At 46.8% G+C, this 23,608-nt stretch carries 17 protein-coding genes; 4 read left to right on the top strand and 13 right to left on the bottom strand.

Going from position 1 to position 23,608, the window contains the following annotated elements; genetic code table 11:
* Window positions 1–84 precede the first annotated feature (84 nt).
* Together QUA47_RS15210 and QUA47_RS15215 are read right to left on the bottom strand one after the other, a co-directional pair.
* Window positions 85–1,194 carry a diguanylate cyclase gene (locus QUA47_RS15210; protein WP_333431338.1) on the bottom strand — a complete coding sequence of 370 codons (1,110 nt, stop codon included), beginning with the start codon at window positions 1,192–1,194 and terminating at the stop codon, window positions 85–87.
* A 389-nt stretch (window positions 1,195–1,583) separates the two neighbouring features.
* Entirely contained in the window at window positions 1,584–2,078 is a 495-nt protein-coding gene (locus QUA47_RS15215) for a DUF427 domain-containing protein (protein WP_333431339.1), read from the bottom strand.
* 112 nt (window positions 2,079–2,190) lie between these two features.
* Here QUA47_RS15215 and QUA47_RS15220 point away from each other — a divergent pair, with 112 nt between their 5' ends.
* Window positions 2,191–3,450 (top strand): GH25 family lysozyme, encoded by a 1,260-nt coding sequence (locus tag QUA47_RS15220; protein ID WP_333431340.1) that lies wholly within the window; start codon window positions 2,191–2,193, stop codon window positions 3,448–3,450.
* 310 nt (window positions 3,451–3,760) lie between these two features.
* Here QUA47_RS15220 and QUA47_RS15225 read toward each other — a convergent pair whose 3' ends face one another.
* Complete coding sequence (locus tag QUA47_RS15225; protein WP_333431381.1) at window positions 3,761–3,919, bottom strand: hypothetical protein; 159 nt, start codon at window positions 3,917–3,919, stop codon at window positions 3,761–3,763.
* Here QUA47_RS15225 and QUA47_RS15230 point away from each other — a divergent pair.
* Window positions 3,882–5,840 carry a cation:proton antiporter domain-containing protein gene (locus QUA47_RS15230; RefSeq protein WP_333431341.1) on the top strand — a complete coding sequence of 653 codons (1,959 nt, stop codon included), beginning with the start codon at window positions 3,882–3,884 and terminating at the stop codon, window positions 5,838–5,840. The two genes, QUA47_RS15225 and QUA47_RS15230, sit on opposite strands and share 38 nt — an antisense overlap.
* Window positions 5,841–6,018: 178 nt before the next feature.
* Here the strand turns inward: QUA47_RS15230 and QUA47_RS15235 are convergent, their stop codons facing one another.
* Window positions 6,019–9,258 (bottom strand): tetratricopeptide repeat protein, encoded by a 3,240-nt coding sequence (locus QUA47_RS15235; protein WP_333431342.1) that lies wholly within the window; start codon window positions 9,256–9,258, stop codon window positions 6,019–6,021.
* A 12-nt stretch (window positions 9,259–9,270) separates the two neighbouring features.
* Between QUA47_RS15235 and QUA47_RS15240 the strand changes: the two genes are divergently transcribed.
* Window positions 9,271–9,408, top strand: coding sequence for a hypothetical protein (locus QUA47_RS15240; RefSeq protein WP_333431343.1), 138 nt, complete (start codon window positions 9,271–9,273; stop codon window positions 9,406–9,408).
* Window positions 9,409–9,576: 168 nt separating this feature from the next.
* Here the strand turns inward: QUA47_RS15240 and QUA47_RS15245 are convergent, their stop codons facing one another.
* From QUA47_RS15245 to QUA47_RS15270, 6 genes are all read right to left on the bottom strand, one after another.
* Entirely contained in the window at window positions 9,577–11,316 is a 1,740-nt protein-coding gene (locus tag QUA47_RS15245) for a S8 family serine peptidase (RefSeq protein WP_333431344.1), read from the bottom strand.
* Window positions 11,317–11,702: 386 nt separating this feature from the next.
* On the bottom strand, window positions 11,703–12,242 hold the full coding sequence (locus QUA47_RS15250; RefSeq protein WP_333431345.1) for a hypothetical protein: 540 nt from the start codon (window positions 12,240–12,242) through the stop codon (window positions 11,703–11,705).
* A gap of 646 nt (window positions 12,243–12,888) precedes the next feature.
* Entirely contained in the window at window positions 12,889–15,225 is a 2,337-nt protein-coding gene (locus QUA47_RS15255; RefSeq protein ID WP_333431346.1) for a CHAT domain-containing protein, read from the bottom strand.
* A 26-nt stretch (window positions 15,226–15,251) separates the two neighbouring features.
* The gene (locus QUA47_RS15260) at window positions 15,252–15,998 is read right to left on the bottom strand and encodes a DUF928 domain-containing protein (protein ID WP_333431347.1); all 747 of its coding nucleotides are present in this window, start codon (window positions 15,996–15,998) and stop codon (window positions 15,252–15,254) included.
* A 513-nt stretch (window positions 15,999–16,511) separates the two neighbouring features.
* A complete protein-coding gene (locus tag QUA47_RS15265; RefSeq protein ID WP_333431348.1) occupies window positions 16,512–18,494 on the bottom strand; it encodes a CHASE2 domain-containing protein in 1,983 nt (660 codons plus the stop codon).
* 102 nt (window positions 18,495–18,596) lie between these two features.
* Window positions 18,597–19,268: a response regulator transcription factor gene (locus tag QUA47_RS15270; RefSeq protein ID WP_333431349.1), complete on the bottom strand. Its 672-nt coding sequence runs from the start codon at window positions 19,266–19,268 to the stop codon at window positions 18,597–18,599.
* A 299-nt stretch (window positions 19,269–19,567) separates the two neighbouring features.
* On the opposite strand from QUA47_RS15270, the gene QUA47_RS15275 reads away from it, so the two are divergent.
* A complete protein-coding gene (locus QUA47_RS15275; RefSeq protein WP_333431350.1) occupies window positions 19,568–20,416 on the top strand; it encodes a class I SAM-dependent methyltransferase in 849 nt (282 codons plus the stop codon).
* Window positions 20,417–21,031: 615 nt separating this feature from the next.
* Here the strand turns inward: QUA47_RS15275 and QUA47_RS15280 are convergent.
* From QUA47_RS15280 to QUA47_RS15290, 3 genes are all read right to left on the bottom strand, one after another.
* Window positions 21,032–21,691, bottom strand: a complete 660-nt coding sequence (locus QUA47_RS15280) for an MAE_28990/MAE_18760 family HEPN-like nuclease (RefSeq protein ID WP_333431351.1) — start codon at window positions 21,689–21,691, stop codon at window positions 21,032–21,034.
* Window positions 21,691–22,827: a DUF262 domain-containing protein gene (locus QUA47_RS15285; protein WP_333431352.1), complete on the bottom strand. Its 1,137-nt coding sequence runs from the start codon at window positions 22,825–22,827 to the stop codon at window positions 21,691–21,693. The genes QUA47_RS15280 and QUA47_RS15285 overlap by 1 nt, the downstream gene beginning before the upstream one ends.
* A 163-nt stretch (window positions 22,828–22,990) precedes the next feature.
* Window positions 22,991–23,587 carry a Uma2 family endonuclease gene (locus QUA47_RS15290; RefSeq protein ID WP_333431353.1) on the bottom strand — a complete coding sequence of 199 codons (597 nt, stop codon included), beginning with the start codon at window positions 23,585–23,587 and terminating at the stop codon, window positions 22,991–22,993.
* Window positions 23,588–23,608: the final 21 nt, after the last annotated feature.

The raw sequence follows: 23,608 nt of genomic DNA on the forward strand, positions 1-23,608 counted from the left end.
TGCACCTTACTTGCTCTCCATTTTTGGACACCATACCTAATTTACCACTATTTGAGCCTTAACTGAACCGTATTGATCTAAAATCTAAAATCTAAAATCTAAAATCACTCGATCGCGCCCTTTGTCTTTAGCTTGATAAAGCGCGCGGTCTGCCGCTGCAATCAAGTTTTTTTGTGCAGTGGACGATCGAGGAACCGTACTCGCTACCCCCATACTCAGCGTCACGGAAGAACACACCTCCGAATTAATGTGTTCTATTTCTAGTTCTTTTATCCACAGTCGAATTTTCTCTGCAATCGAGACAGCTATTTCAGGTGAAGTCCGAGGCAAAATCACTGCAAATTCTTCGCCTCCGTAACGAGCTACCAGAGTCTCCCCCGAAACTTCGCCTGTTGAGTAATTTACAGCCTCAACAATAGTTTTCGCTACCTGTTGCAAACAAGCGTCTCCCGCTTGATGTCCGTAAGTATCGTTGTATTGTTTAAAAAAGGCAATATCGCATAAAATTAAAGATAGTTCTGCTGCTTCTTGTCCCAATTCCTGCCATTTTTTCTCGAAGTATTCGTTAAAACAGCGGCGGTTCGCCACCTGAGTTAACCCATCTGAGTTCGCAAGGCGATACAATTCGGAATTAGCTGATTTTAATTGAGAATTAGCTGCTTCTAACTCGGCTTGTGTTACCGATAAATTGTAATACAGTTGCCTAATATACCCAGTAGCTTGTTGGTGAATTTCGGATAAAGCTACCAATACTTGATGCACGTCTAACAGTCGGTAAACTTGAGGTTCTAACTGCACAACAATCGGCTCGTAAAGCAGTTCGGGCTGCCGCTGCATGGCTCGCTGAGCTGCCACGACAATTAAGGCTACTCCTGGTAAAATCAAAATATCAGTTTGAGCTATTTGATACAAAGCCATAATTGGTCGGCCAGCAAATGTATCTAGTCCGTAAGGGCGGCTCATGCGTTCCATAAATCGCCTGCGCGATATCATCCCTAAAAATTCGCCATTTACGGTCAAGATAACTCCCGGAAGCAGCGGGTGAGCTTGAAAAAACCGGGCTACTTCTTTGGCTAGGGATGAAGCTTCAACTTGAAAATTTAATACAGCCAAATCCTTAAGAGTAGACTCTAAAGATAGATTTTTTGGTAGTTTTTCTTGTGAGTTAGATGGCGGGAGAAATTCAACAGACACAGCGCAGATCCGAATAAACAATAAAGCAGCAACAAAGCTAGTTTCAACTATTAACTTATCTTAGTATTTGTTTCGTACCATTGGCTGTATTTACTACACTATATAATATTTAAGGGAATAAACTAACGCCTGACTTTATTCCCTGCCTGCATTGCATTGATTCATCATTACTACATTAGAGATTTATTGAATTATTACTTGATTTTTTACTGTTGATTTTTGCGGTCTAAAAAAACGATTTGAGCGCCATTCCTTAACTCATTCACGCGGCAAACAAACTCAAGAAACCTGGTTGTTAAAAAGGGGTCGATGCTTGTAACAAGGTTTTGCGTAAAAAAACGTGGTTTCTGCCCCTGTTTTAAACTCAAAACTCAAAACTCAACATTCCCTCACCACCCCCAAGTTCCTGGCCCTCCCTTAAACGGGCCGACAATATCTTTGGTAATCCAGCCGCCGTAAAAATCCCCTGGTTGAGATTGCACTAATTCCCCGTCCACATAACAGGCATCCATTTTGCTCGGATAAAAAGCCACATAATCTTTAATAGCTGCAAAAACCTGATTAGGATTGGGATAAAACCAAGCCGCATTTACTACTTCTTTCGACTCTACCCTCACAGTGTAATAACCGGCTTGTCCCTTCCACTCGCACCAAGAACCCTGTAAAGTTTTGTGCAAATATTCCATTTTGATGTCTTCGGGGCAGATATAGTAAACCGGAGGGTGGCTTGTCTCCAATACCCGCTGAGGGCGGCGCGTGTCTGCGATCGTCACTCCATTAAAAATTATCTGTACGTGTTTGGTCGATTCCTCAAGGCGAGGGGGACGCGGGTAATCCCAAACAGACTCTTCACCAGGGCCGGGCTCTATTCGATCGAAGTTCATTTGCACAATCTCCCCTGAAAACAAACAATTAGCGACTTAGCATTACAATTTAATGTACCCTTAATCGAGTCGCTGCTTCAGACCAAACCAGCTTTTCTCAACTCTTCGTAATATGAGTATTCGCGGTATAGATGTTTCCGACTACCAGCCCAATATCAATTGGCAAGCAGTTGCCCGGGATGGTATTGCCTTCAGTTTTGTCAAATCGACCGAGGGTGCAACGTTCGTTGCCCAAAGTTTCGCCCGCAATTGGGCGGCTATGAAAGCAGCGGGGATTCAACGCGGTGCTTACCACTTTTTTCGACCTGCAAGCAGCATTCAAGGACAAATAGATTTGTTCTTGAAAACTGTAAAACTCGAACCGGGGGATTTGCCGGCAGTCTTGGATTTGGAAACTACAGGCGGTTTGAGTGTGGGTGAATTCTGCGATCGAGCCGCAATTTGGTTACAAGCAGTCGAAAAAGCCACCTTGATGCGGCCGATTATCTACACCTACCCCGGTTTCTGGGACAACCTGGGGACAAAACGGTTTGCGGATTACCCGCTGTGGATTGCTCACTATACCAGTGCTGAAGAACCTTGGGTTCCCGGCGGCTGGAAAACTTGGACTTTTTGGCAGTACAGCGACACCGGCAGCGTGTCCGGCATCTCGGGCAATGTAGACACCAATATTTTTGAAAGCGTCCGAGAAGGCGCCCAAAGTTATAAAGTTGCAGACATCCAGAGGGAATTAAGAATTAAAGGTTTTTATCAAGGCGCGATGGATGGTAAATTTGGAGCCACCACCACAGCGGCGCTCATCTCGTTTCAGAAATCTCAAGGTCTCAATCCAGACGGCATTGCCAGCCTCAAAACCTGGGCCGCTTTGATGCGAAAATCTCCCAAAGTAGTTGTCCCCCCTCCAACCCCGACTCCCGCTCCGACTCCCACTCCCATATCAGGCGTGCGACTGACTCAGGTATTCTCGTCTTATAAAGCTAGCGCTAGCCAAGATACTGCCTTAATTTGGCTGCAAAGTCAGGTTCCTACCTCTGTTTTAGGGGAATTTGCTCAAAAATGGCGGGCAACTCCCTTACCTCAAGACAGTAATTTGCGGTTGATAGATGTCGGCAAATATTATCGCGGTTTAGCACAACAAGACCAAGCTTTAGATTGGCTGCAAAAACAAATTTCTCCGGCTATTATTACCGAGTTTGCACAAAAATGGCGATCTCAATCTATTGTCACTAATTCTCCGATTCGGCTGATTGATGCGTGCAAATTTTATCGGGCCGCACCCCAGCAAAACCAGGCTTTAGATTGGCTGGAAGGGCGAATTTCGCCGGCAATTCTATCGGAGTTTTTTCGCAGGTGGCAGGATGCCAATCGATGATTGATTTTAGATTTTAGAGAGACTATACAGATGAATCTTGTGATTTTAGAGTTTTTTAGATAGGAGATTGACTCCACAAATGAATCTGGGGGTTTGAGCGCTCTGTAATTGAAAAGCCACCAAATCTTGCTATTGGAGATTTGAGAGTGCTCCACATCAAAACTGGTCAAATCCTCTCCCTCTCTCCCCGCCTCTCCATTAGACTCTCGAACATAACAGACAATATCTCGCTTAGCTACAGCTTGCTGCCATCTTTGACGCCAAGAGAATTATCTGATAAAGTTATAGCGACTATCAAGGTTTTTTAATCTTATTGGGAAAAATGCAGGGCCGTGCCGAGTTTGTAAGCTGCGCCGAAAATAGCGCCTGCACTCCAATTACCCGCGATCGAACATTTAAAACTAAGCGGGCAGCCTGTAACAATTATATCTATGGAAATCCCCTTTAACATCACCCAGTTGATGGTCATGACCGTCATCTGTGGTATCAGCGCTCAAGTTATCGCCGCCTATCTGAAAGTTCCGGCGATCGTCTTTTTGCTGTTGTTTGGAATTTTAGCCGGCCCAGACTGCTTGGGAGTGCTGCACCCGAATCTGCTGGGCAGCGGTTTGGAAGTTATGGTATCGCTTTGCGTAGCGTTAATTCTGTTTGAAGGCGGCTTGAATTTGGAATTGCGAGATTTAGGAAAACTTTCCGGCAGCATCCGCAATTTAGTTACCGTAGGCACTTTAATTACGCTAATTGGCGGCGGAATGGCCGCACACTGGTTGGGGGAATTTCCCTGGCCGATCGCATTTCTGTATGCTTCTCTAGTAGTCGTCACAGGCCCGACAGTAATCGGCCCTTTGCTCAAACAAGTATCTGTTGACAAACAAGTCGCCTCGTTGCTAGAAGCAGAAGGCGTTTTAATCGATCCTGTCGGGGCAATTCTGGCAGTATTGGTGCTGAATATTATTTTGAACGGCAATCCTGATTTGCTGGTTTTGTTCCGAGATTTAATCGTGCGACTCTTCGTTGGCACCGTCATCGGAGTTGCGGGAGGTTGGCTGCTGGGATTCATTCTCAAGCGATCGCAATTTCTCTCAGAAGACCTCAAAAACTTAGTAGTTTTAGCAGGTTTGTGGGGGTTTTTCGGCTTAGCAGAAGAAATCCGCAGCGAATCGGGACTGCTGGCAACAGTCCTATCTGGCATCGTCCTCAGAGCCGCTGCTGTGCCGGAAGAAAGGCTACTGAGGAGGTTTAAAGGTCAACTGACAGTCCTGGCTATTTCCATGCTGTTCGTGCTGCTGGCGGCCGATTTGTCCCTCGCTAGTGTGGTCGCCCTCGGTTGGGGAAGTTTGTTTACAGTTTTAGCTTTAATGTGGGTAGTGCGGCCGATCAACGTTTGGCTGTGTACTTGGAACAGCGGACTGAATTGGCGGCAGAAATTATTTGTTTGTTGGGTAGCGCCGAGGGGAATTGTCTCAGCGTCGATCGCATCTTTATTTGCAATTTTGCTCACCCAGCGGGGAATCAACGGCGGCGACTCGATTAAAGCCTTAGTTTTCCTAACAATTATTATGACAGTTTTCGTCCAGGGACTAACGGCCGGACGGATCGCTCAACTTTTGGGCATCACCTCAAAATCCGCAACCGGTGCTGCAATTGTGGGGTCAAATCCTTTAAGCAGGTTAATTGCTCGCTTGTTTCAAGAACGCGGAGAATCGGTGGCAATTATTGACACCGACCCGGAAGCTTGTGCACAAGCAGAACGAGAAGGTTTGCGGGTGTTTTTGAGCAGTGCTCTCGACCACAGCGTGTTAGAAGAAGCCGGACTGGAATCGATGGGAACTTTTCTGGCAATGACTAACAACGGCGAGGTAAACTTAGTGTTAGCTCAGCGAGCAGCCGAAGAGTTTGCACCGCCGAGGGTTTTGGCAATATTCCCCAAAGATCCGCAAGCAAATACGCCTGCAAATCCGACTAAAATTAATCAAGCTTTTGTCTCGGATTTGTCGCTGAAGGATTGGAACGAATATTTGAATGACAGCGAAGTGAAATTGGGGGAAACTGAGTTAAAAACAGAGGGATTGCAGTTTCAGATTGCTCACTTACAAGCTTTGGTTAAAGCCGGGGAGTTAGTGCCGCTGCTGCTAGAAAGGCAAGGATACTTGCAAGTAGTGTCGGCGACTCAGATTTGGCAAGCAGGCGATCGAATTATTTATTTGTTGTACGATCCGAAACCGAAATTGTTGAAAAGATTGTCTGGTTCGTCGCAGTCTCGTTTGACTTTGGAAAAGCATCAGGTAGTTGAAGAAGTGCCGATTCCTTCTCCGGTTTTAGAGCCGATTTTGGAGGAAGCTAAAATCGAGAAGGAAGCAGAAGTTTTGCTACCGCCAGTTTCGCGATAGGGGCAGTAAGCTGTCGTGCATATAGATTGTCTATGGTATTAGAGGGGAAGAGGGGGAGAGAGGGAGAATGGGAGACGGGGAGAGGATTTGACAAGTTTTGATATGGGATTGAAATATACAATTTCAATGCACAACATATATCAGATCGATCGCGACAAGCAGATTAGAGCGATCGTCCTTACTCTGCCTCCCCAATTAACGTGAACGCTGCCCAATTTCGCGGCTGGGGATGAGTTTTCATCGTAGTTAACATTGCCTGCCGCAATGCCTGTGCTTTGTCGGGATTATTTTGCAAGTTTTGATAAAACGACTGCATCAATTCCGATGTCGGCGCATCGGGAACCGCCCATAAAGAAACAATTACACTCGGCACTCCTGCCGAAATCAAAGCGCGCGACAAACCAATCACCCCATCCCCGGTAATTCTGCCTTCTCCAGTGTTGCAAGCACTCAAAACGACTAAGTTTGCTTGCAGTTTCATATCGAAAATCTCTTCAGCAGTCAATAAGCCGTCATCGCTACCAGAAGGAGCCAGGGCGATCGCACTTGCCAATCCGCGCACATTATCCAGCAATCCATGCGTTGCCAAGTGAATAATTGATGCTTGGGGCATTTTTTGAACGATCGCAGCTTTTGTCCCTTGTGCGCCTGTGATGGCTTGGGTGTTGAGCAGAGGGGCGATCGCTCTAGCTTCAGCTTCGGCTCCAGGTAGAGGAGACAATTGCTGCTTGGGCACTCCGGGAGAGAGAGACACGCTTGGCATCGTGGGATTGCCCAATACTAGAGCCCTGCCGCGACCGTTGGCTGGCTGATTGCCTAACTTCTGTCGTTGCTGTCGAGTCAAATCCAACACTTGAATCGAGGGGGCGGTGAGAATAGTGTGTTTTTGGATTAAGTAAGTGCCGTTGGCATCAAGGAGGGCCGGAAAAGGCACCTGGAAAAGCGATTTTTGGGGAATGAAAATCACATGGGCATTGGGGTCTTTGGGTAGAAGCGTTTGAATTGGGTCAATCAGCAGTTGATGCAGTGTTGGTAAGTCGGGTTGGGGTTGGGCAAAACCAGTGCTGCTGCGACTGCGAACAGCGAGGAATTCTTGATTGCCAATAATGAGATCGGCGAGAGAGGCTTTGTGTTTCTGCCAGAGGGGTTTGAGGTCTACCTGGCGGAACGTGATTTCGCCCGTGGGTTGAATCACCCAAATGTAAATCGCGGATTCTCGCCCTACTTGTTTGCCCTCAATCTGGAAGCTGTCATAGATGATGGAATACTGCACCAAAGTGGCATTCTGTGCTTTGGCGATTTGTGCGATTTGCTCCCGATCCGGAGCAGAGGCGATGACCGGATTGGCATCACCAGTTGATAAGCGCTCTGTCAGGAGATCGACAAAGGCACGAGCACGTCCCCGTTCGGCAATTTCTAAAGCGGCGATCGGGTTATTTTGAGCTACCCGGACTTGTTGTAAAGTCCGATAAGTCATAGCTTGTCCTTCAAAGATGGAGACTTTATTCGCGTCGTTGGAGCCGAGCATTTGACGCATCGATTCCCAAACTTGAATCCCATTGACGAGCATTTTCTCAGCTTCTGTTGGGTTGCCAGCCTTTAAGAACACCGCTCCGAGGTTGTTGAGCGCCGTACCTTCCCCGTCGCGGTCTTTAATTTCGCGGGCGATGGCTAACTGTTGCTGTGTATACTCAATGCTTTTAGTATAGTCGCCCAAATCGAGGTAAGCGACTCCCAAATTGCTCAGTGCGGCACCCTCCCCCTGGCGGTCTTTCATTTCGCGGGCGATGGTTAAACTCTGCTGCCCATACTCAATGGCTTTGGCATAGTTGCCCAGAGATTTGTAAGCGAGTCCCAAATTGCCCAGTGCCACACCTTCCCCAAGGCGGTGTTTAATTTCGCGGGCGATGGCTAAATATTGCTGTGAATACTCAATGGCTTTGGCCGAGTCGCCCAAATAGAGGTAAGCGGCTCCCAAATTGCCCAGCGCTGCACCTTCCCCAAGGCGGTGTTTAATTTCGCGGGCGATGGCTAACTGTTGCTGTGTATACTCAATGGCTTTGGCATAGTTGCCCAGAAAGCCGTAAGCACCTCCCAAATTGCCCAGTGCACTCGCTTCCCCGTTGCGGTCTTTAATGGAGCGGGCGATGGCTAAATATTGCTGTGAATATTCAATGGCTTTAGCATAGTTGCCCAGATAGAGGTAAGCACCTCCCAAGCCCCCGAGTGCTACACCTTCACTTTGGGGGTTTTTCATTTCGCGGGCGATGGCTAAGTGTTGCTGTGAATACTCAATGGCTTTGGCATAGTTGCCCAAAGAGAGGTAAGCGGCTCCCAAATTCCCCAGTGCATTACCCTCCCCAAGGCGGTCTTTAATTTCGCGGACGATGGCTAACTGTTGTTGTGTATACTCAATGGCTTTGGCATAGTTGCCCAGATTGAGGTAAGCAACTCCCAAATTGCCTAGTACCGCACCCTCCCCTTGGCGGTGTTTAATTTCGCGGGCGATGGCTAAACTCTGCTGTGAATACTCAATGGCTTGGGCATAGTTGCTCAGAGAGAGGTAAACACCTACCAAATTGCTCAGTGCCCTACCCTCCTCTGGGCGGTTTTTGATGGTGCGATAAATTTGCAGTGCCTGTTGCCAGGAATTCAGCGCGGCTGGGAATTGGCCAGTCTGAGACTGTTGCATCCCCTGCTGCATTAGCCGATCGGCCTCTGCTTCATGAGAATCGCTCGCGTAAGCACGTATCAAATTGGTCATTGCCCAAACTTCTATTTGAGGGTCTTTAATTTCGCGGGCGATGGCTAAACTTTGCTGCCCATACTCAATGGCTTTGGCATAGTTGCCCAGAGAGTGGTAAGCACCTCCCAAATTTCCCAGTGCCCGACTCTCCCCTTGGCGGTCTTTAATTTCACGGGCTATCGCTAACCACTGCTGTGAATACTCAATGGCTTTGGCCGAGTTGCCCAGAGATTCGTAAGCGACTCCCAAAGTCCCTAGTGCTGCCCCTTCCCCGTAGCGGTCTTTAATTTCGCGGGCGATGGCTAAAGTCTGCTGCCAATACTCAATGGCTTTGGCCGAGTTGCCCACAGAGCGGTAAGCATATCCCAAATAGCTTAGTATCGAAACCTGCCGTTGGCGGTTTTTGAGGGCGCGATAAATTTGCAGTGCCTGTTGCCAGGAATTCAGCGCTGCTCTTAATTGGCTAGTCTGATACTGTTGAAGCCCCTGCAGCAAGAGCCGATCGGCCTCGGTTTTACGAGCATCGGTAGTTTGAGCGATCGCTGGGAACAGAGAGTCAGGAGTAGTTAATAGGGGGATAGTGGCAAGCAGGAACAGGGAAATGGAACCTAGGAAAACATGAGTGAGCCTAGAGTGGGTTGATTTGAGCCGCTTAAATGGGGAATACAGCATAGGATTCTAGAGTTGGAATTTAGAGAATTAGCCCGATCGCTCTTTCTGCCGTCGTCGTGCGATCGCCTCAATCTGCCACAGGCGATCGACCTTCAGAGAAGTTTACTCTGCCTCCCCAATCTCGCCGCAGGGATGGGAACTCTAATCTGAATTAGACGACTATTTTAGCGATCGCCCGATCGGTTTGAATCAAACCATTACCCACTGGCATAGTCAAGTCCAAAATCAAAACCTGGCGTGTTTAGATCGTCCATATCCAGAGGCGTCTGCTCTAATGCTCGATTAATGTCCGCAGGACTTAAGTGGGGATTTGCAATGCTATCCTGTCAAGCCATTTCGATTAGCTGTTGTCGTCAAAATGGACTCAACTTGAGCTGGAGTTAAAGTCGGATTAGCATTCAAAACTAAAGCCGCTACACCCGCTACCTGTGGCGTGGCCATAGATGTGCCAGTTAGGGTGTCATACGTGCTATAGGGAGTTGTAGAATAGATGTCTACTCCCGGAGCAACTACGTAATCCAAAGCTGTGGAACCCGCACGGTTCGAGGTGTCAGCCATCCTGCCGTTTACATCAATGCTGCCCACTGCAATTCCCAAGCGATCGGCCTTACGAGCTGGATAACCTGGTTGGTCAACACCCGAGTTTCCGGCTGCCATAACCACAACAGAGCCTTTATTATTTGCATACTCAATTGCGTCATTCACCTGAGTGGAATGGTAAGAACCACTGAGGTTAATTACATTTGCTCCCTTATCAGCAGCATAGCGGATTCCAGCAGCAACATTATTCGGCGAGCCGGGACTAGAGGCGGGCCATACTCTCACAGGCATAATCTTTGCATTGTACGCAACTCCTGTGATGCCAAAATCATTTCGCTCTGCCGCGATCGAACCTGCTATGTGAGTGCCGTGACCATAAAAATTCTTACCTATTGGGTTATTATCGATCTGATCTCTTGGGTCGTTGTCGCTAGACACAAAATCCCAACCCCGAATATCATCAATAAATCCGTTGCGATCGTCATCGATACCATTTCCAGCAATTTCATCATTATTCTGCCAAATATTGCCATCCAAATCGGGATGGGTGTAGTCAACACCAGTATCCACGACAGCTACAACAATGCCCTTTCCTGTAATGTTTTGATTCCAAACTTCCGGCGCATTTATCACATCTAGCGCCCAGTTATTCCCACCCAGGTCGGGAAGAGCGGGGAAAAGACTTGAACGATTTAAGGTGTGGGAAACTGCGGCATTTGCATTCACTAAACCGTAGCCGTAGTTAGTATTATAAACACCATTAGGTGTGGTAATATCTGGCACTACAGGAATAGAGGTTGCAGAAAAATTCACGTTGTAATTAGTAGAGTTGTTGTTGAAGAAGCTAGAGACTTGAACATAGTATGTTCCTGGAACCAGATTGGGTACATTAATCACGTCCGGGATGGTGCCAATCTCAATAGAGCTGGCAATAGTTTCACCACGATCGACACCACCGTTGCGGTTTCTATCGTGAATTAACCTGACATTAGCATCCCTGGTTAAACCATCCAGACGCAGGTTAAAATTGCTCTTAGTGTTGATATCGAAGCGGTAGAAATCGTCGCGATCGCCTGTGCCCACCAAATCAGTTAAGCTGATGCTACCATTTTCAACACCAACAATATTACGAGCTGTCGAAAGAGAGTTACCTGGATCGGCGACATTCAACTGGGAAGCAGATATCGTTCCTGTTAGCGGATCTGCGTTTGCGACCGCCGATTGTGACTGCGGTTTGAGTTGAGAATCGGCGAGATCGCCAGTAACTCGATCGCTCGCAGAGAAACTGAGGCGATCGCCTGCATGAGCTACAATAAAATCTGCGATCTGTGTCTGTTGGTCGATGCTGGATGCTGTGAGATTAATCAAGCTAGATTCAGCACTATAACCAGGAATATTCAATGGCTCGATCGCTCCGTTGAGCAAGTCGCTGTTAGCCGGAAATATTGATGTGGCGAGATCGTTTGGCTGTTGATTTAAATAAAGGCGATCGTTAGGATTGGTTTTGATGTCTAACATAATTTAAAAACCCCGATGTTTCGATTCATTCTTTAGTTAAATCTTAAGCAGCCCAAATGGAAAAATCATTCGTTCTACCCACAGACTTCATGAAGTACCGGGTGCAAAATAGATTGCGGGAAAGTGCAAAGTATGTGAATATGTAGAGTAGATGGTTCACTTCCATCAGTTTTGAGATTGAGACGCGAGCGCGAACAAAGATTCATTCCACAGTCCGCCAGGGAATTAATTCCCTGTCTCATAGCACAAGTCCTCTAAAAGAGGACTGAAGAATATAATTCATTAGTCCTCTTTCAGATATAAATGAATTCAACTATCAAATAGAAATATCGCTCTTCCTGAGAGCGAGCTAACAGTTCCGGTATGCGATCGTGCTTGCCCAATTTTCACAATACTCGCGCTTCCCGCTCGAACAACTTGGTTGTTTCGATCGACTGACTTTTCCAACGTTTGACTGCACATAAAGGGCGATCGGGCAAATCTTCATCTCCCGCAAGATAAGTATCGCTAAACTCGGTACTTACCAAATGTTCGGTAATTCGGTAACGCATTCGCAGTTTTCTGTCCAGCATCGGATCTGGCGGTACGGGGGGTTGACTTTTTTGTACAGATTCCGACTGCACGCTTTGCTGTGCCACTCTCATCGCGGACTCCCACAAATTTTTGTTGCGGACTCTTTCGTCCGGGTCGATAATTCCTGCATCTTTCAATACCTCTGTCAGCAATTTCCACAAATGATAAGCAACGTATCGCGCTAAGTAGCATATTTGATAGTTCCGCGCGATCGCATAATTATTCTTGATTTCTTGGTATGTCAAACCATCTAACACTCCTTGAATAATTGCTCGCTGTAAGCGGTTCAAGGGTTCGCCTCTCTTTTCCTGTACTAGGTTATCTAGAATGTTTGTAGCTAATTCTGCATTCATAAAGTTACGCAGTAAGTTGACAGTTGACAGTTGACCTGTGGTAGGGGCGGTGCCAAAAAAGCCCGCCCTCTTAGTTGATAGTTGACAGTTGACAGTTGATAGAGCAATCCTAAATGAGTCGTAAAGTTTTTACCCCGATCGACAAAGTAACAAATTCGGATGTATTGTCGCCCATTAATCGTCGAGATTCTGAGGGATAGGCTTGTAAAGCCATAAAAAAATCCTCTTAACACTTGACTTAAATCTTAAGCAACCCAGATGGGAAAATCATTCGTTCTACCCACAGACTTGATGAAGTACCGGGTGCAAAATAGATTGCGGGAAAGTGCAATGTATGTGAATATGTAGAGTAGATGGTTCACTGCCATCAGTTTTGAGATTGAGACGCACAGATAACTCGGCGGTTGAAACCGCGTCTACACAAACAAAGTCTGCCTGCGCCGACTAAAGAATAAAGATCGTTTCCGATTGCATGGGAATTATTAGTATCCGAAAAGGAGACGGCAGTGCCGTTTCCCTACAATGTTATTTTGGGTAGGGAAACCGCACTGCCGCCTCCTCTATCATTCCGGTACAACCGGAATTGATATAATTTAGGATAAAAATTAGGAGAAAAACATTGAGCCAATTCGCTATTAATAAAAACTTACTGGGCCTCCCCAATTAACGTGAACGCTGCCCAATTTCGCGGCTGAGGATGAGTTTTCATCGTGGTTAACATTGCCTGCCGAAGTGCCTGTGCTTTGTCGGGATTATTTTGCAAGTTTTGATAAAATACCTGCATCAATTCCGATGTCGGCGCATCGGGAACCGCCCATAAAGAAACAATTACACTCGGCACTCCTGCCGAAATCAAAGCGCGCGACAAACCAATCACCCCATCCCCGGTAATTCTGCCTTCTCCAGTGTTGCAAGCACTCAAAACGACTAAGTTTGCTTGCAGTTTCATATCGAAAATCTCTTCAGCAGTCAATAAGCCGTCATCGCTACCAGAAGGAGCCAGGGCGATCGCACTTGCCAATCCGCGCACATTATCCAGCAATCCATGCGTTGCCAAGTGAATAATTGATGCTTGGGGCATTTTTTGAACGATCGCAGCTTTTGTCCCTTGTGCGCCTGTGATGGCTTGGGTATTGAGCAGAGGGGCGATCGCTCTAGCTTCGGCTTCAGCCCCTGGTAGAGGAGACAATTGCCGTTTGGGTTCTCCTGGAGAGGGAGACACGCTCGGCATCGTGGGATTGCCCAATACTAGAGCCCTGCCGCTGTTGGATTGCTTCTGTGCTAGCTTCTGTCGTTGTTGTCGAGTCAAATCCAATACTTGAATCGAAGGGGCGGTAAGAATGGTGTGTTTTTCGATTAAGTAAGTGCCGCTGGCATCTTGCAGGGCGGGAAAGGGCACCTGGAACAGTGACTCTTGGGGAATGAAAATGACGCGGGCATCGGGATCTTTGGGTAAGAGGCTGGCAATCGGATCGATCAGCAGTTGATGCAGCGTCGGTAAGTCGGGTTGGGGTTGGGTAAAACCAGTGCTGCTGCGACTGCGGACAGCCAGGAATTCTTGATTGCCAACGATTAAGCTGTCTAGAGAGGCGGTGTGATTCTGCCACAGGGGTTTGAGGTCTACCTCGCGAAACGCGATCTCGCCCGTGGGTTGAATCACCCAAATGTAAAGCGCGGATTCTAGCCATACTTGTTTGCCCTGAATCTGGAATTGGTCGTAGATGATGGAATACTGCACCAAAGTGGCGTTCTGTGCTTTGGCGATTTGGCGGATTTGATCCTGGTTGGGAGCAGAGGCGATGACCGGATTGGCATCACCAGTTGATAAGCGTTGTGTGAGTAGATCGACAAAGGCACGAGCACGTCCCCGTTCGGCAATTTCTAAGGCTGCATTGGGGTTATTCTGAGTCACCCGGACTTGTTGCAGATGGCGATAGGTGCGAGCTTGTCCTTCAAAGATGGAGACTTTATTCGCGTCGTTGGAGCCGAGCATTTGACGCATTGATTCCCAAACTTGAATCCCATTGAGGAGCATTTTCTCAGCTTCTATCAGGTTGCCAGCCTTTAAGAATGCTGCTCCGAGGTTGTTGAGCGCCATACCTTCCCCCTGGCGGTTTTTAATTTCGCGGGCGATGGCTAAATGTTGCTGTGTATACTCAATGGCTTTGGCATAGTTGCCCAGAGAGTGGTAAGCGATTCCCAAATTGCCCAGTGCCCCACCCTCCCCTCGGCGGTCTTTAATTTCGCGGGCGATGGCTAAACTCTGCTGTGTATACTCAATGGCTTTGGCCGAGTTGCCCCAATAGACGTAAGCGACTCCCAAATTGGCCAGTGCCCCACCCTCCAGGTGGCGGTCTTTAAATTCGCGGAAGATGGTTAAACTCTGCTGTATATACTCAATGCCTTTGGCATAGTTGCCCAGAGAAATGTAAGCGCCTCCCAAATTGCTCAGTGCTCCACCCTCCCCTCGGCGGTTTTTAATTTCGCGGAAGATGGTTAAACTCTGCTGTGTATACTCAATGGCTTTGGCATAGTTGCCCAGAGAGCGGTAAGTATCTCCCAAATTGCCCAGTGCTGCCCCTTCCCCTCGGCGGTTTTTAATTTCGCGGGCGATGACTAACCTTTGCTCCCAATACTCAATGGCTTTGGCATAGTTGCCCAAAGAGAGGTAAGCGAGTCCCAAATTGTGCAGTGCCCCACCCTCTCTTGGACGGTTTTTGAGGGCGCGATAAATTTGCAGTGCCTGTTGCCAGGAATTCAACGCTGCTGGGAATTGGCCGGTCTGATACTGTTGGTTGCCCTGCAGCAAGAGCCGATCGCCCTCTGCTTGACGGGCATCGATCACCTGAGCAACAACCGGGAGTTGAGAGTGCCGAGGAATGTAAAAGGCAACAGACAACAGGCAAAAGGCGAGGGGAAAGAGGAAGCCCGATCGCACTTTACGATCGCGGGATTTAAGCAGTTTTAGCGAGAAAGATTTCATAGGATTTAGTCTTTGGAGTGCGAGGCTTAGCGCTGTCCTTGGCGTTGTTGTTCGATCGCTCTAATCTGCTTCAATCGATCGCTCCAATCTTTCAAAGGTTCGGCTTCCGAACTAGCGAGAGAATCTAGCAGTTCCAGCACCGCCGCTTGGCTTTGAGAAGTCTCAGAGGCTTTGCGCGCTTCTGCGATCGCGTCATACCACAGCCCCGCCCCCGCATACAGGTCGATCCGCTGCTGGGGAGTTTGGGCGGCTGCAAGTTGAGACTGCAACGACGCCGCAGGCTGGACTACTTGGATTTCTCCCGTCGCCACCACATTCCTCGAAGGAACCATCGGATCGCAGACCAACACCACTTGCCACTGATAGGATTGCCCGATCGACAGTTGGGGCAGATTTGAGGGCAAAGCAACCGACATAATCCCTTGCTGACTCTGCATCTCGGTTCTGTAGAGCAGTTGTCCCGTGCGAGTAAAGAGCCTCAATTGCAGCGGACGAGGAGTGCGATCGGGTACAAACCAGGTAAAGGTCGGATGCCCAGAAATCGTCTCTCCCACATGGCTAAACGGCACCAAGACAGTCAATCTCGCCGATGAATTAGCTTCGCAACTGCCGCCGCGAGTGGTATTCGTCCCGGTGTCTTTCGGTTTAGAAGGGTTTTCAGGAGGAGTATATTTTGCCAGCGCTACAGGAGCGATCCAGAACGAAACACTCAGCATTAAACTCGCAATGCCGGCAGAGTAAACGGTTCGACGCTTCAACTCGTGAGTCATCATCTGAATCCTCATCTGTAACTATCTTCTAGAGTAATCACGAATACACAAACACAATAGAGGACTTTCCGCAAGCTTCGTTTGCGGGAAGGTGCAAAGATATTGGTATCAGCTTAAGGGCAAACCCTCAGTCCGGCAGTCCGGCAGGGGTTTAAACCCCTGCCTCAAAGCGAAAGTCGTCTGAAGACGACTAATGAGTTCTTCAGTCCTCTTTGAGAGGACTTTCGCTCTGAGACAGGGAATTCATTCCCTGGCGGACTGCTGGGTGGGCGGGAGGACTGGGTGGACTGACAGCTTAAGTTGACACTAATGGGCATTGCCCTATCCAGAGTTGCCGTGTTGTCGATCGTTATATCTAAGCTCTTGGACCATTCTCAAGAACGGGCAAGATGCCCGTTCCACAAAGAGTGAATTTCTTGTGGAACGGGCAGGATGCCCGTTCATAAACGCCTTATTGAAAATGGTGCAATATCTCATCTCAATTAGCTCCGATATAACAAGCGTGAGCCACACCAATCACCAGAACCACCGCCGTTTTGCTGGCCAGGTTAACTCGCACACTGTCCCCTTCGGTTGATTCGGGTAGCGCCGAAATGCTCCGCCTAACTGTTTGGCTAAGTTCTTTGCAAGCTGGGTTCCTAATCCTGAAGGTTGAAGTTTAGGGTTTGGATCTTCGGTTATTTCCCTCTCTCGCTCCCTTGCAGCCAAGCTAAGCGTTTCTGACTGAGACTGTTTCCCCCTACCATTATCCGCCACCCGAATCACCTGCCGATCGCCTTCCTGAGTGCAAATTACAGTCAAGCGAGTGGCTTCGATCGCGTGTTTCCCGACATTGCAGAGCGCTTCTTCCAGAAAGCGGCAGAGTGCTCGCTTGTGTTCCAACCGCAGATGCGAGGTGTTCAAGGGATCGAACTGCACAATTTTGAATTTGATGGTTTTGAGGTAGGGCAATTCTTGTTCGAGCGTGTTGGAATAGACCTTGTAGAGCAATTCATGCAATGGAGCCTGCAGGGCCAATTCGATCGCACTCCCCATGCGGAGATGCGGTTCATCCGCGATCGCGTCTCGTTGCACAGAGCCGTAAACTGCCCGCAATTCTTCATTCAAGCGTTGCAACTCCGGTAGAAATAACGGCGGTGTGGCTTGTTCTTGAGCAGTTCTCAAAATCCCAACCAATGTTTGTAACGGGCCGCTATGAATTGCATTAAAGGTCTGCTCGATCGCAAACTGACGTTCCTCCAACCGCAGTCGGAGTTCCTGTTCGTGGCGATAAAATAACGCTGCCATCAAGCCAGCCCCATTCAACACCAGCACCAACAATACAGGTACGATCGGCACCCACCATCCCAAAAGAATCAGCCAGTAACAGAGCGCGATCGAGCTGACACTGGCGACTAAGAGCCCCAACAAAATTTTCCAGGGCGATCGCAAAAACCGTCCCAGACTTATCCCCAAAAGTCCCCATGCCACAATCCAGAGATATTCCCATGCGTCTGCCGAAACCCGAAGCAACGATCGGCGATCGAGCACCGCACTAACGAGCTGGCTAGTGGCGTGCGCCTGGATTTCGACTCCGTAAATCCGTCCCGGATTGATGCCAACGATCGCACCTGAACTTGCCAAATCCTTCGCGCTAAAAGACATCATCCCAATCAGCACAATCCTGCCTCGAATCCAATCCGGGTTGACCTTTCCCGATTTGATTTGCGAGAGAGAAAGCACGCGAAACGGCATTTTCCCGCTGCGAACATTCAGCAAAATCTGGTTGCCGCCTGCATCCGCCCCCACATATCCGCCAGAGTTTGACTGCACTCTGGTCAATTCAATGCTGTCAAAGCGCATCGCGTCTGGATCGCGAATTCCATTGCCCAACTTAATTCCTCGGGCTGCTAAATAGCGTTCCGCCAGCCGGATCGCCAACGAAAAACGGTATTCCTGCTGGGGGTTGTGAGCGCCCAACAAACTGCGGCGCTGGTAGCCATCCGCATCGAGAACGGCATCTGCAAAGCCAACCTGTTCCGGTGGCAGCGCGGGCGGAGGTGCCACGGTAAAGCCACTGCGATCGGGCAGGGCAATCTCCACTCCGATCGTACTCTTGCTGCTGCGAAACACCGATGTTAGTTCAGCATTACCCGGCTCAACCGGAATATCGCGTACAATATCCAGCCCGATCGCGATCGGTTGATACGTCTGCAAAGATTTGACAAGTTCAGCAATTTCACGATCGGGAATCGGATAAGTTTTGGCGCGTTGAATATCTTCCTCGGTGATACTTACGATTACAATCCTTTCATCCATTGGCTCAGGGGGACGCAGCAGCAGAAATCGATCGAACGTCACCAACTCCAAAAACTGAAGCGCACCGGTCAATCGAGCCATCATCACAGCGCCAATCACCATCACCCCTGGAAGCGCTCCTCGTCCCCAAGTCGTGACGCCCGCTTTCACTGCTTGCCATCGATCGGGCTTCATAATAATGTCCGGTTGAATAGTTATCATACTTTTGTACGACTGTTTGGCCGATGCCCGATGCCCGATGCCCGATGCCCGATACCCGATGCCCCTACAGGATTTATAAGTAATTAACCAGACTTGATACCACTAATCAATCAATCCTTGTTCCCTAGCTCGCACTTCCGTTTGAATCCGCAGATTCTTCTCATCATCAGGATACACCTCTAGCACATCTCGAATCTTAGTCCAGTAATGCTGCACAGTGCGTTCAGAAACATTCATCCGTTTGGCGATCGCAGTATCCTGTAAGCTCTCTTGAAAAGCAAATTGCAACACCTGCATCCAGGCGGGTTTGAGTTGCAGCCCGTTGCGGATCTCTCTGGGTGTATAAATCCGCTCGTGCAGCGCCCAATCAACCATTGCTAGCAAGTCTTTCATCGGCTGGCTCTTATCGACAACTGTGAAGCCACCCATGTGATTGTCGATCGACGGTTTCAGCCAAACTAAAGTCCGAACATGGGCACTCTGCACCACAATATTTAGACTCGGATACTGCTCCATCAAGGTTTTGAGGAGTTGAAGCCCTGAATTCGCTTGAGCTGTTTCGCCGCTCGTCTCTGGCATCACCAGATCCACAATCACCAAATCCGGGGTCGTCTGCGCTATTTGCTGAAGGGCTGCCTGAGCCGTCGGAGCCGTCAGAATGTCTGCCTCTGGATATTCTTGCTTCAGAATGTTAAGCGTGCCACCTAACACCATCGCATGGTCATCCACGACTAAAAATGTTCGTTTCTCTGGTTGAGGTAAAGTCTGGGGCATAATTGATTCGTTACCACACAACATCGTCAGTTTAGGTAATCCGTCAACCCATTTTAGATTTGGAATTTACGATTTTCGATTTGTGACCTAGTTGAAACTAGGGGCTTTAAACCGCTGAAATTCTCATTCAAAATCCCAAATCTAAAATCGTCTCGGTCATCTTCTTACAATAGAGGAATTACCTGGCTCCCGTCCTGCATCTGTCCGCCAACTGGCGTTGGGGATGTCCGCAACGAGAATTGCGCTAAAGCGCAGTTCTATTATAATCTAGGTGTCCCAGTAGGAAAAAGGATGATTTTATGGCAGCAGAAGGTTCGTATCAAGCCAGCACGTACAATCTGGAACTTGACGCAGAAATCCAGCGGTTAAAAGGTCAAGTTCTCCTCAGTTGGGAAAAGGAGGCGCGCAATTTAACTTGGTTCGGTTTAGCTGACGGGATGAATGTTTTGGAAGCGGGTAGCGGGCCGGGATTTTTCACTGAAAAACTGTTAGAATTGCTGCCAAACAGTTCGGTAACAGCGGTAGAAATCGACCCGGTACTGCACGAAAAAGCAGTAGCATATTTGCAGGACAAAGGGGGCGATCGAGTAAATCGCATTCAAGCATCGGTGGCGGATACTGGTTTGGATGATAACACGTTGGACTTTGCGATCGCCCGTTTGCTGTTCGTTCACCTTCCCGATCCCGTCGCCGCAGCTAGAGAAATATTCCGCATCTTGAAACCGGGCGGCAAACTGGTAATTATTGATAACGATGCGGATCTGTTTTGGCTGACAAATCCGCCTTGGTCAGTCGAGATTGTCCGCGAGAAATTCAAGCAGGTGATAGCATCGCGGGGCGGCAATTTATGCGTCGGGCGAAATCTGTGCCGCATTCTCAAAGAAGCTGGGTTTGGTAGCGTTGATTTAGAAGCGGTTGTCAGCCACAGCGATATAATAGGAATTGAAGCGTTTGAACCTTTGCTGGACTCCGGGCCTATTTTGCAAATGGTCAAACAAGGGTTGATTTCCGAGTCGGAAATAGAAAGCTATCTGGTTTCGCGGGATGAGTTTGTAGCTGCGGGCGATCGATCGATGATGAGTTTTTGGTTGATGGCTTGCGGGGAAAAAATGAATAAAATTAAGACAAATTTATTCACAAAACTTTGATATTCCGCCACAGCAAAACTTCTAGCACTATCGCTAAATTCGCAGCTAACAAAGCCAACTTATTTAACAGTAAAACAGGAAAAATTTCTCCCCTCAGCATTAGGTTAAAGCTGCAGGTATAGCTCTAGAATCGGAGCAGATAAAATCCGGTAGCATCGTCGGGCTTCAAATCTAGTCAACAGTCAAAAATCACGGACGGTGCAACCGGAATAGAGATAATTCATCTGCGTTAATCTGTGTTTATCTGCCTCTACCTGCGGTTAAAAAAAGAGAATTTATTAACCGGAGATGACAAGGGATGGACGCTGATTCACACAGATGAAGAGCAGAGAGATAGGAATAATTCCGATTCTAAAAGATTTCATATAAAAGCTATAAGTTTTCATATTTTTGAGCTTAGTAACTTTACACCTACCAGTCTAACAAATCCTTGGAGCCGATCCCACAAACATTGTTTGTGAGAGCTAATGGTTGTCGGTGTCGGCTCAAGTATGCCCTTATGGTCGAGCGTACATCTGGTTGTATCGGTAATTCAATGTGAAATCAACTAAATGCGGGCCTTGGCGATTGTACATCAGCGACTAAGCTTCAAACCACTATAAAAAAATAACTTATCTAAGGTAAATTTCGCATAAAATCCTGATTAACAGCAGCATTTTGAATCTGATTGCTGAATATATCAAGCATTCCCATAATTGCTGTATGTAACTCTATATACTCTTCTGTGTCAACGGTCAAATAGTTACCATGTGCAATTTCATTTCTTGTTTTCAAAAGCTTAATATCGATTAATACCGACTTAGTAGAGTAGAATGAATAGTCTATTCCCAGAGTATAAGTTATTTCTTTCAAAATGTCAGAAGACAGATTGGATGCAGTCGAAATTGCATCTTTGTCTTTGTATGGCAAAGAGCATTTAGTATGTAAGTTAGAAAGGAAGAAATCACAAACAGGTATATATAATGAGGGTTTATTTGTATCTCTAGCTTCGTTCAATTTTGTCTTCATTGCCAGAGCTAGAAAATTGCTACTAAGCTGATCGTAGCGAAGCTTTTGCATCGCAACATACTCTAGGTAACTATTTGATGCTAATTTGACAAAACCTTCCCAATGGGCATAGAGAATACATATTCCACTCCGAATCGACGCATTATGCCTTGGAGGAGAAACATTTCTCGCTTCTACCAAGGATTTGACTTCTGAAAGTTCCTTCTTTCGCCAAGCAAGATCATTTGAAAGTTTATCACTTAATTCTTCAGCAGTTCGGATACTCATTAGGGGGAAAATACTTCTCTACCAAGCGGAATCAGGTAAGGTAAACGTCTTGCAGCATTCAACCCTCCTCCTGACCATTTTTGATAAGTCGGATGTGACCAAATACCTTTTATCTTATCAGATATCAGGTTTCTCTGAGGTAGATTTTTATAGTTATATCCGATTCCCAATGCTACCACTTCGTAAGCCGATAATGAAAAACCACCAAGGAACCTATCTTGTTCACATTTATATTTCTTGAAACTATCATCACTTGTAATTTCATTAAGAAGATCGAATGTTGTTTTGAATGCGGTTTCTATATGGTGATAATCTAAATCTTTATCAGAAGCCATTTCGCGCATTTTTTCTGTTAGGAAAACGTGAACATCACGACCCAACTTTTTAATGTTTTCCTCATCCTTGTCAAATAGAAGTATGAAACGTAATACTAATTCTATATCATACTGTTCTTCATAGAGCCTATCGCTTAAAGCTGTACATTTTTTGAAGGGTTCATAATCTGCCAACGCTCGCATCAATTGATATAAATCTTTATTCAACATCAAAAGAATGCAATTTCTCACTTCTTGATGTGTAGCAATTGAACCGCCTGTGTTTAGTCGTTGAAACAACTCATATTTAATCATTTCATCGCTTTCTTTTTCAACAATATTGACAGCAATTTTTGAGCGTTTAATCAATAAACGCTGTGCTTGAGTGAAAGAATTATCTTTATCGTTTGGATCGTCCCATTTTTTACCTTCTAAAGAAGCTAAATATGTAGTTTTTTGTAAGGCTACTGGATATCCATTATTGTCTGATTCATTTTTTTCTGATTCATCTTTTTCTGATTCATCTTTTTTCAAAAGACCGACAAATTCATATATTGTTGATAGTCTCTGAACACCATCTACAACATCCCAAACACCATCATCTCTTTGGCTAACAAAGATTGGTGGAATAGGTATACCTAGTAAAATTGATTCTATGAAGGTTGATTTTTGATGATCAGACCAACGAAAAAACCTCTGAAAATTTGGATGAATATCAATCTCACTCCTCTCATAAAGGCTGATCCACTCCCCAATAGACATTGAGTAGCCATCAGTCCGAATTTCTTGCCTTGTTTTGTCAATTTCATCTTGCAGGGACATAGTTCAAGGTGTGTTAAATTTTGTTATGTATAACCATTTATGTAGAATAGGAATACTTAGCTATTCTACAGTGTTGCGTTACGCTTGACAAAAAGTCAGTGTTTAACCCTGCAATTATAGCAGATCAAGCAATTTGTTGCGTAAGTTTTATTAATCGACCAAATTACTGTTGCCTAATTCCCTGAATAAACTCCGTTTTTGCCTCAATCCTTGAAGGCCTTAAAACGCAACCTACCAACAATTCTAAATCCAATTCCGGCAGCAACTCACTTCTTGAAACTTGCTCATAATTATCCTCGCGCAGCCCATAAACAGAAAGCCGATTATTCTCCCAAAACCAAACTTCTGGAATGCGAAGTCGCAGATATTTAGCTAGTTTATTGGTGCTACCGCTAGTCATTGTTACCTCCACGGCTAGATCGGGATGCTCTTTTCTTGAACCTATATAATAAGACTCATCTGGTTCAAATGATACATCTCTTGCCCGGTCTCTGCGAGTCGCACTACCTACAGGAATATATTCAATTCCCATTTCACAAAAGTAGAGTTGTAGCAAAAAATTAAGAATACAACTGATTGTCTCATGTGCTTCGCCCAGTGTCATAAACTCGATCCACCCATCAAGATAAGTTATCCGCAAACCAGAAGAGTCTGCCATCAAAGATTCGATAGCCTCAAATTGCTCCCAAGTATAATAACCGGGGAGAATCAATCGCTGTTCTGCAAGCGTACCTATTTCTTCTAAAATTTTTGCTGTCATAGGTATCACAATCCTACTTGA

This window comes from Microcoleus sp. MON2_D5 (assembly GCF_036701905.1).
Taxonomy (GTDB): Bacteria; Cyanobacteriota; Cyanobacteriia; order Cyanobacteriales; family Microcoleaceae; genus Microcoleus.

What these genes read in the sequence shown, in the direction of transcription:
- QUA47_RS15290 (WP_333431353.1), bottom strand. Translation starts at nt 23,587, where the DNA reads ATGACAGCAAAAATTTTAGAAGAAATAGGTACGCTTGCAGAACAGCGA.
- QUA47_RS15275 (WP_333431350.1), top strand. Translation starts at nt 19,568, where the DNA reads ATGGCAGCAGAAGGTTCGTATCAAGCCAGCACGTACAATCTGGAACTT.
- QUA47_RS15260 (WP_333431347.1), bottom strand. Translation starts at nt 15,998, where the DNA reads ATGATGACTCACGAGTTGAAGCGTCGAACCGTTTACTCTGCCGGCATT.
- QUA47_RS15265 (WP_333431348.1), bottom strand. Translation starts at nt 18,494, where the DNA reads ATGATAACTATTCAACCGGACATTATTATGAAGCCCGATCGATGGCAA.
- QUA47_RS15220 (WP_333431340.1), top strand. Translation starts at nt 2,191, where the DNA reads ATGAGTATTCGCGGTATAGATGTTTCCGACTACCAGCCCAATATCAAT.
- QUA47_RS15235 (WP_333431342.1), bottom strand. Translation starts at nt 9,258, where the DNA reads ATGCTGTATTCCCCATTTAAGCGGCTCAAATCAACCCACTCTAGGCTC.
- QUA47_RS15230 (WP_333431341.1), top strand. Translation starts at nt 3,882, where the DNA reads ATGGAAATCCCCTTTAACATCACCCAGTTGATGGTCATGACCGTCATC.
- QUA47_RS15285 (WP_333431352.1), bottom strand. Translation starts at nt 22,827, where the DNA reads ATGTCCCTGCAAGATGAAATTGACAAAACAAGGCAAGAAATTCGGACT.
- QUA47_RS15215 (WP_333431339.1), bottom strand. Translation starts at nt 2,078, where the DNA reads ATGAACTTCGATCGAATAGAGCCCGGCCCTGGTGAAGAGTCTGTTTGG.
- QUA47_RS15245 (WP_333431344.1), bottom strand. Translation starts at nt 11,316, where the DNA reads ATGTTAGACATCAAAACCAATCCTAACGATCGCCTTTATTTAAATCAA.
- QUA47_RS15225 (WP_333431381.1), bottom strand. Translation starts at nt 3,919, where the DNA reads ATGACCATCAACTGGGTGATGTTAAAGGGGATTTCCATAGATATAATT.
- QUA47_RS15270 (WP_333431349.1), bottom strand. Translation starts at nt 19,268, where the DNA reads ATGCCCCAGACTTTACCTCAACCAGAGAAACGAACATTTTTAGTCGTG.
- QUA47_RS15255 (WP_333431346.1), bottom strand. Translation starts at nt 15,225, where the DNA reads ATGAAATCTTTCTCGCTAAAACTGCTTAAATCCCGCGATCGTAAAGTG.
- QUA47_RS15280 (WP_333431351.1), bottom strand. Translation starts at nt 21,691, where the DNA reads ATGAGTATCCGAACTGCTGAAGAATTAAGTGATAAACTTTCAAATGAT.
- QUA47_RS15250 (WP_333431345.1), bottom strand. Translation starts at nt 12,242, where the DNA reads ATGAATGCAGAATTAGCTACAAACATTCTAGATAACCTAGTACAGGAA.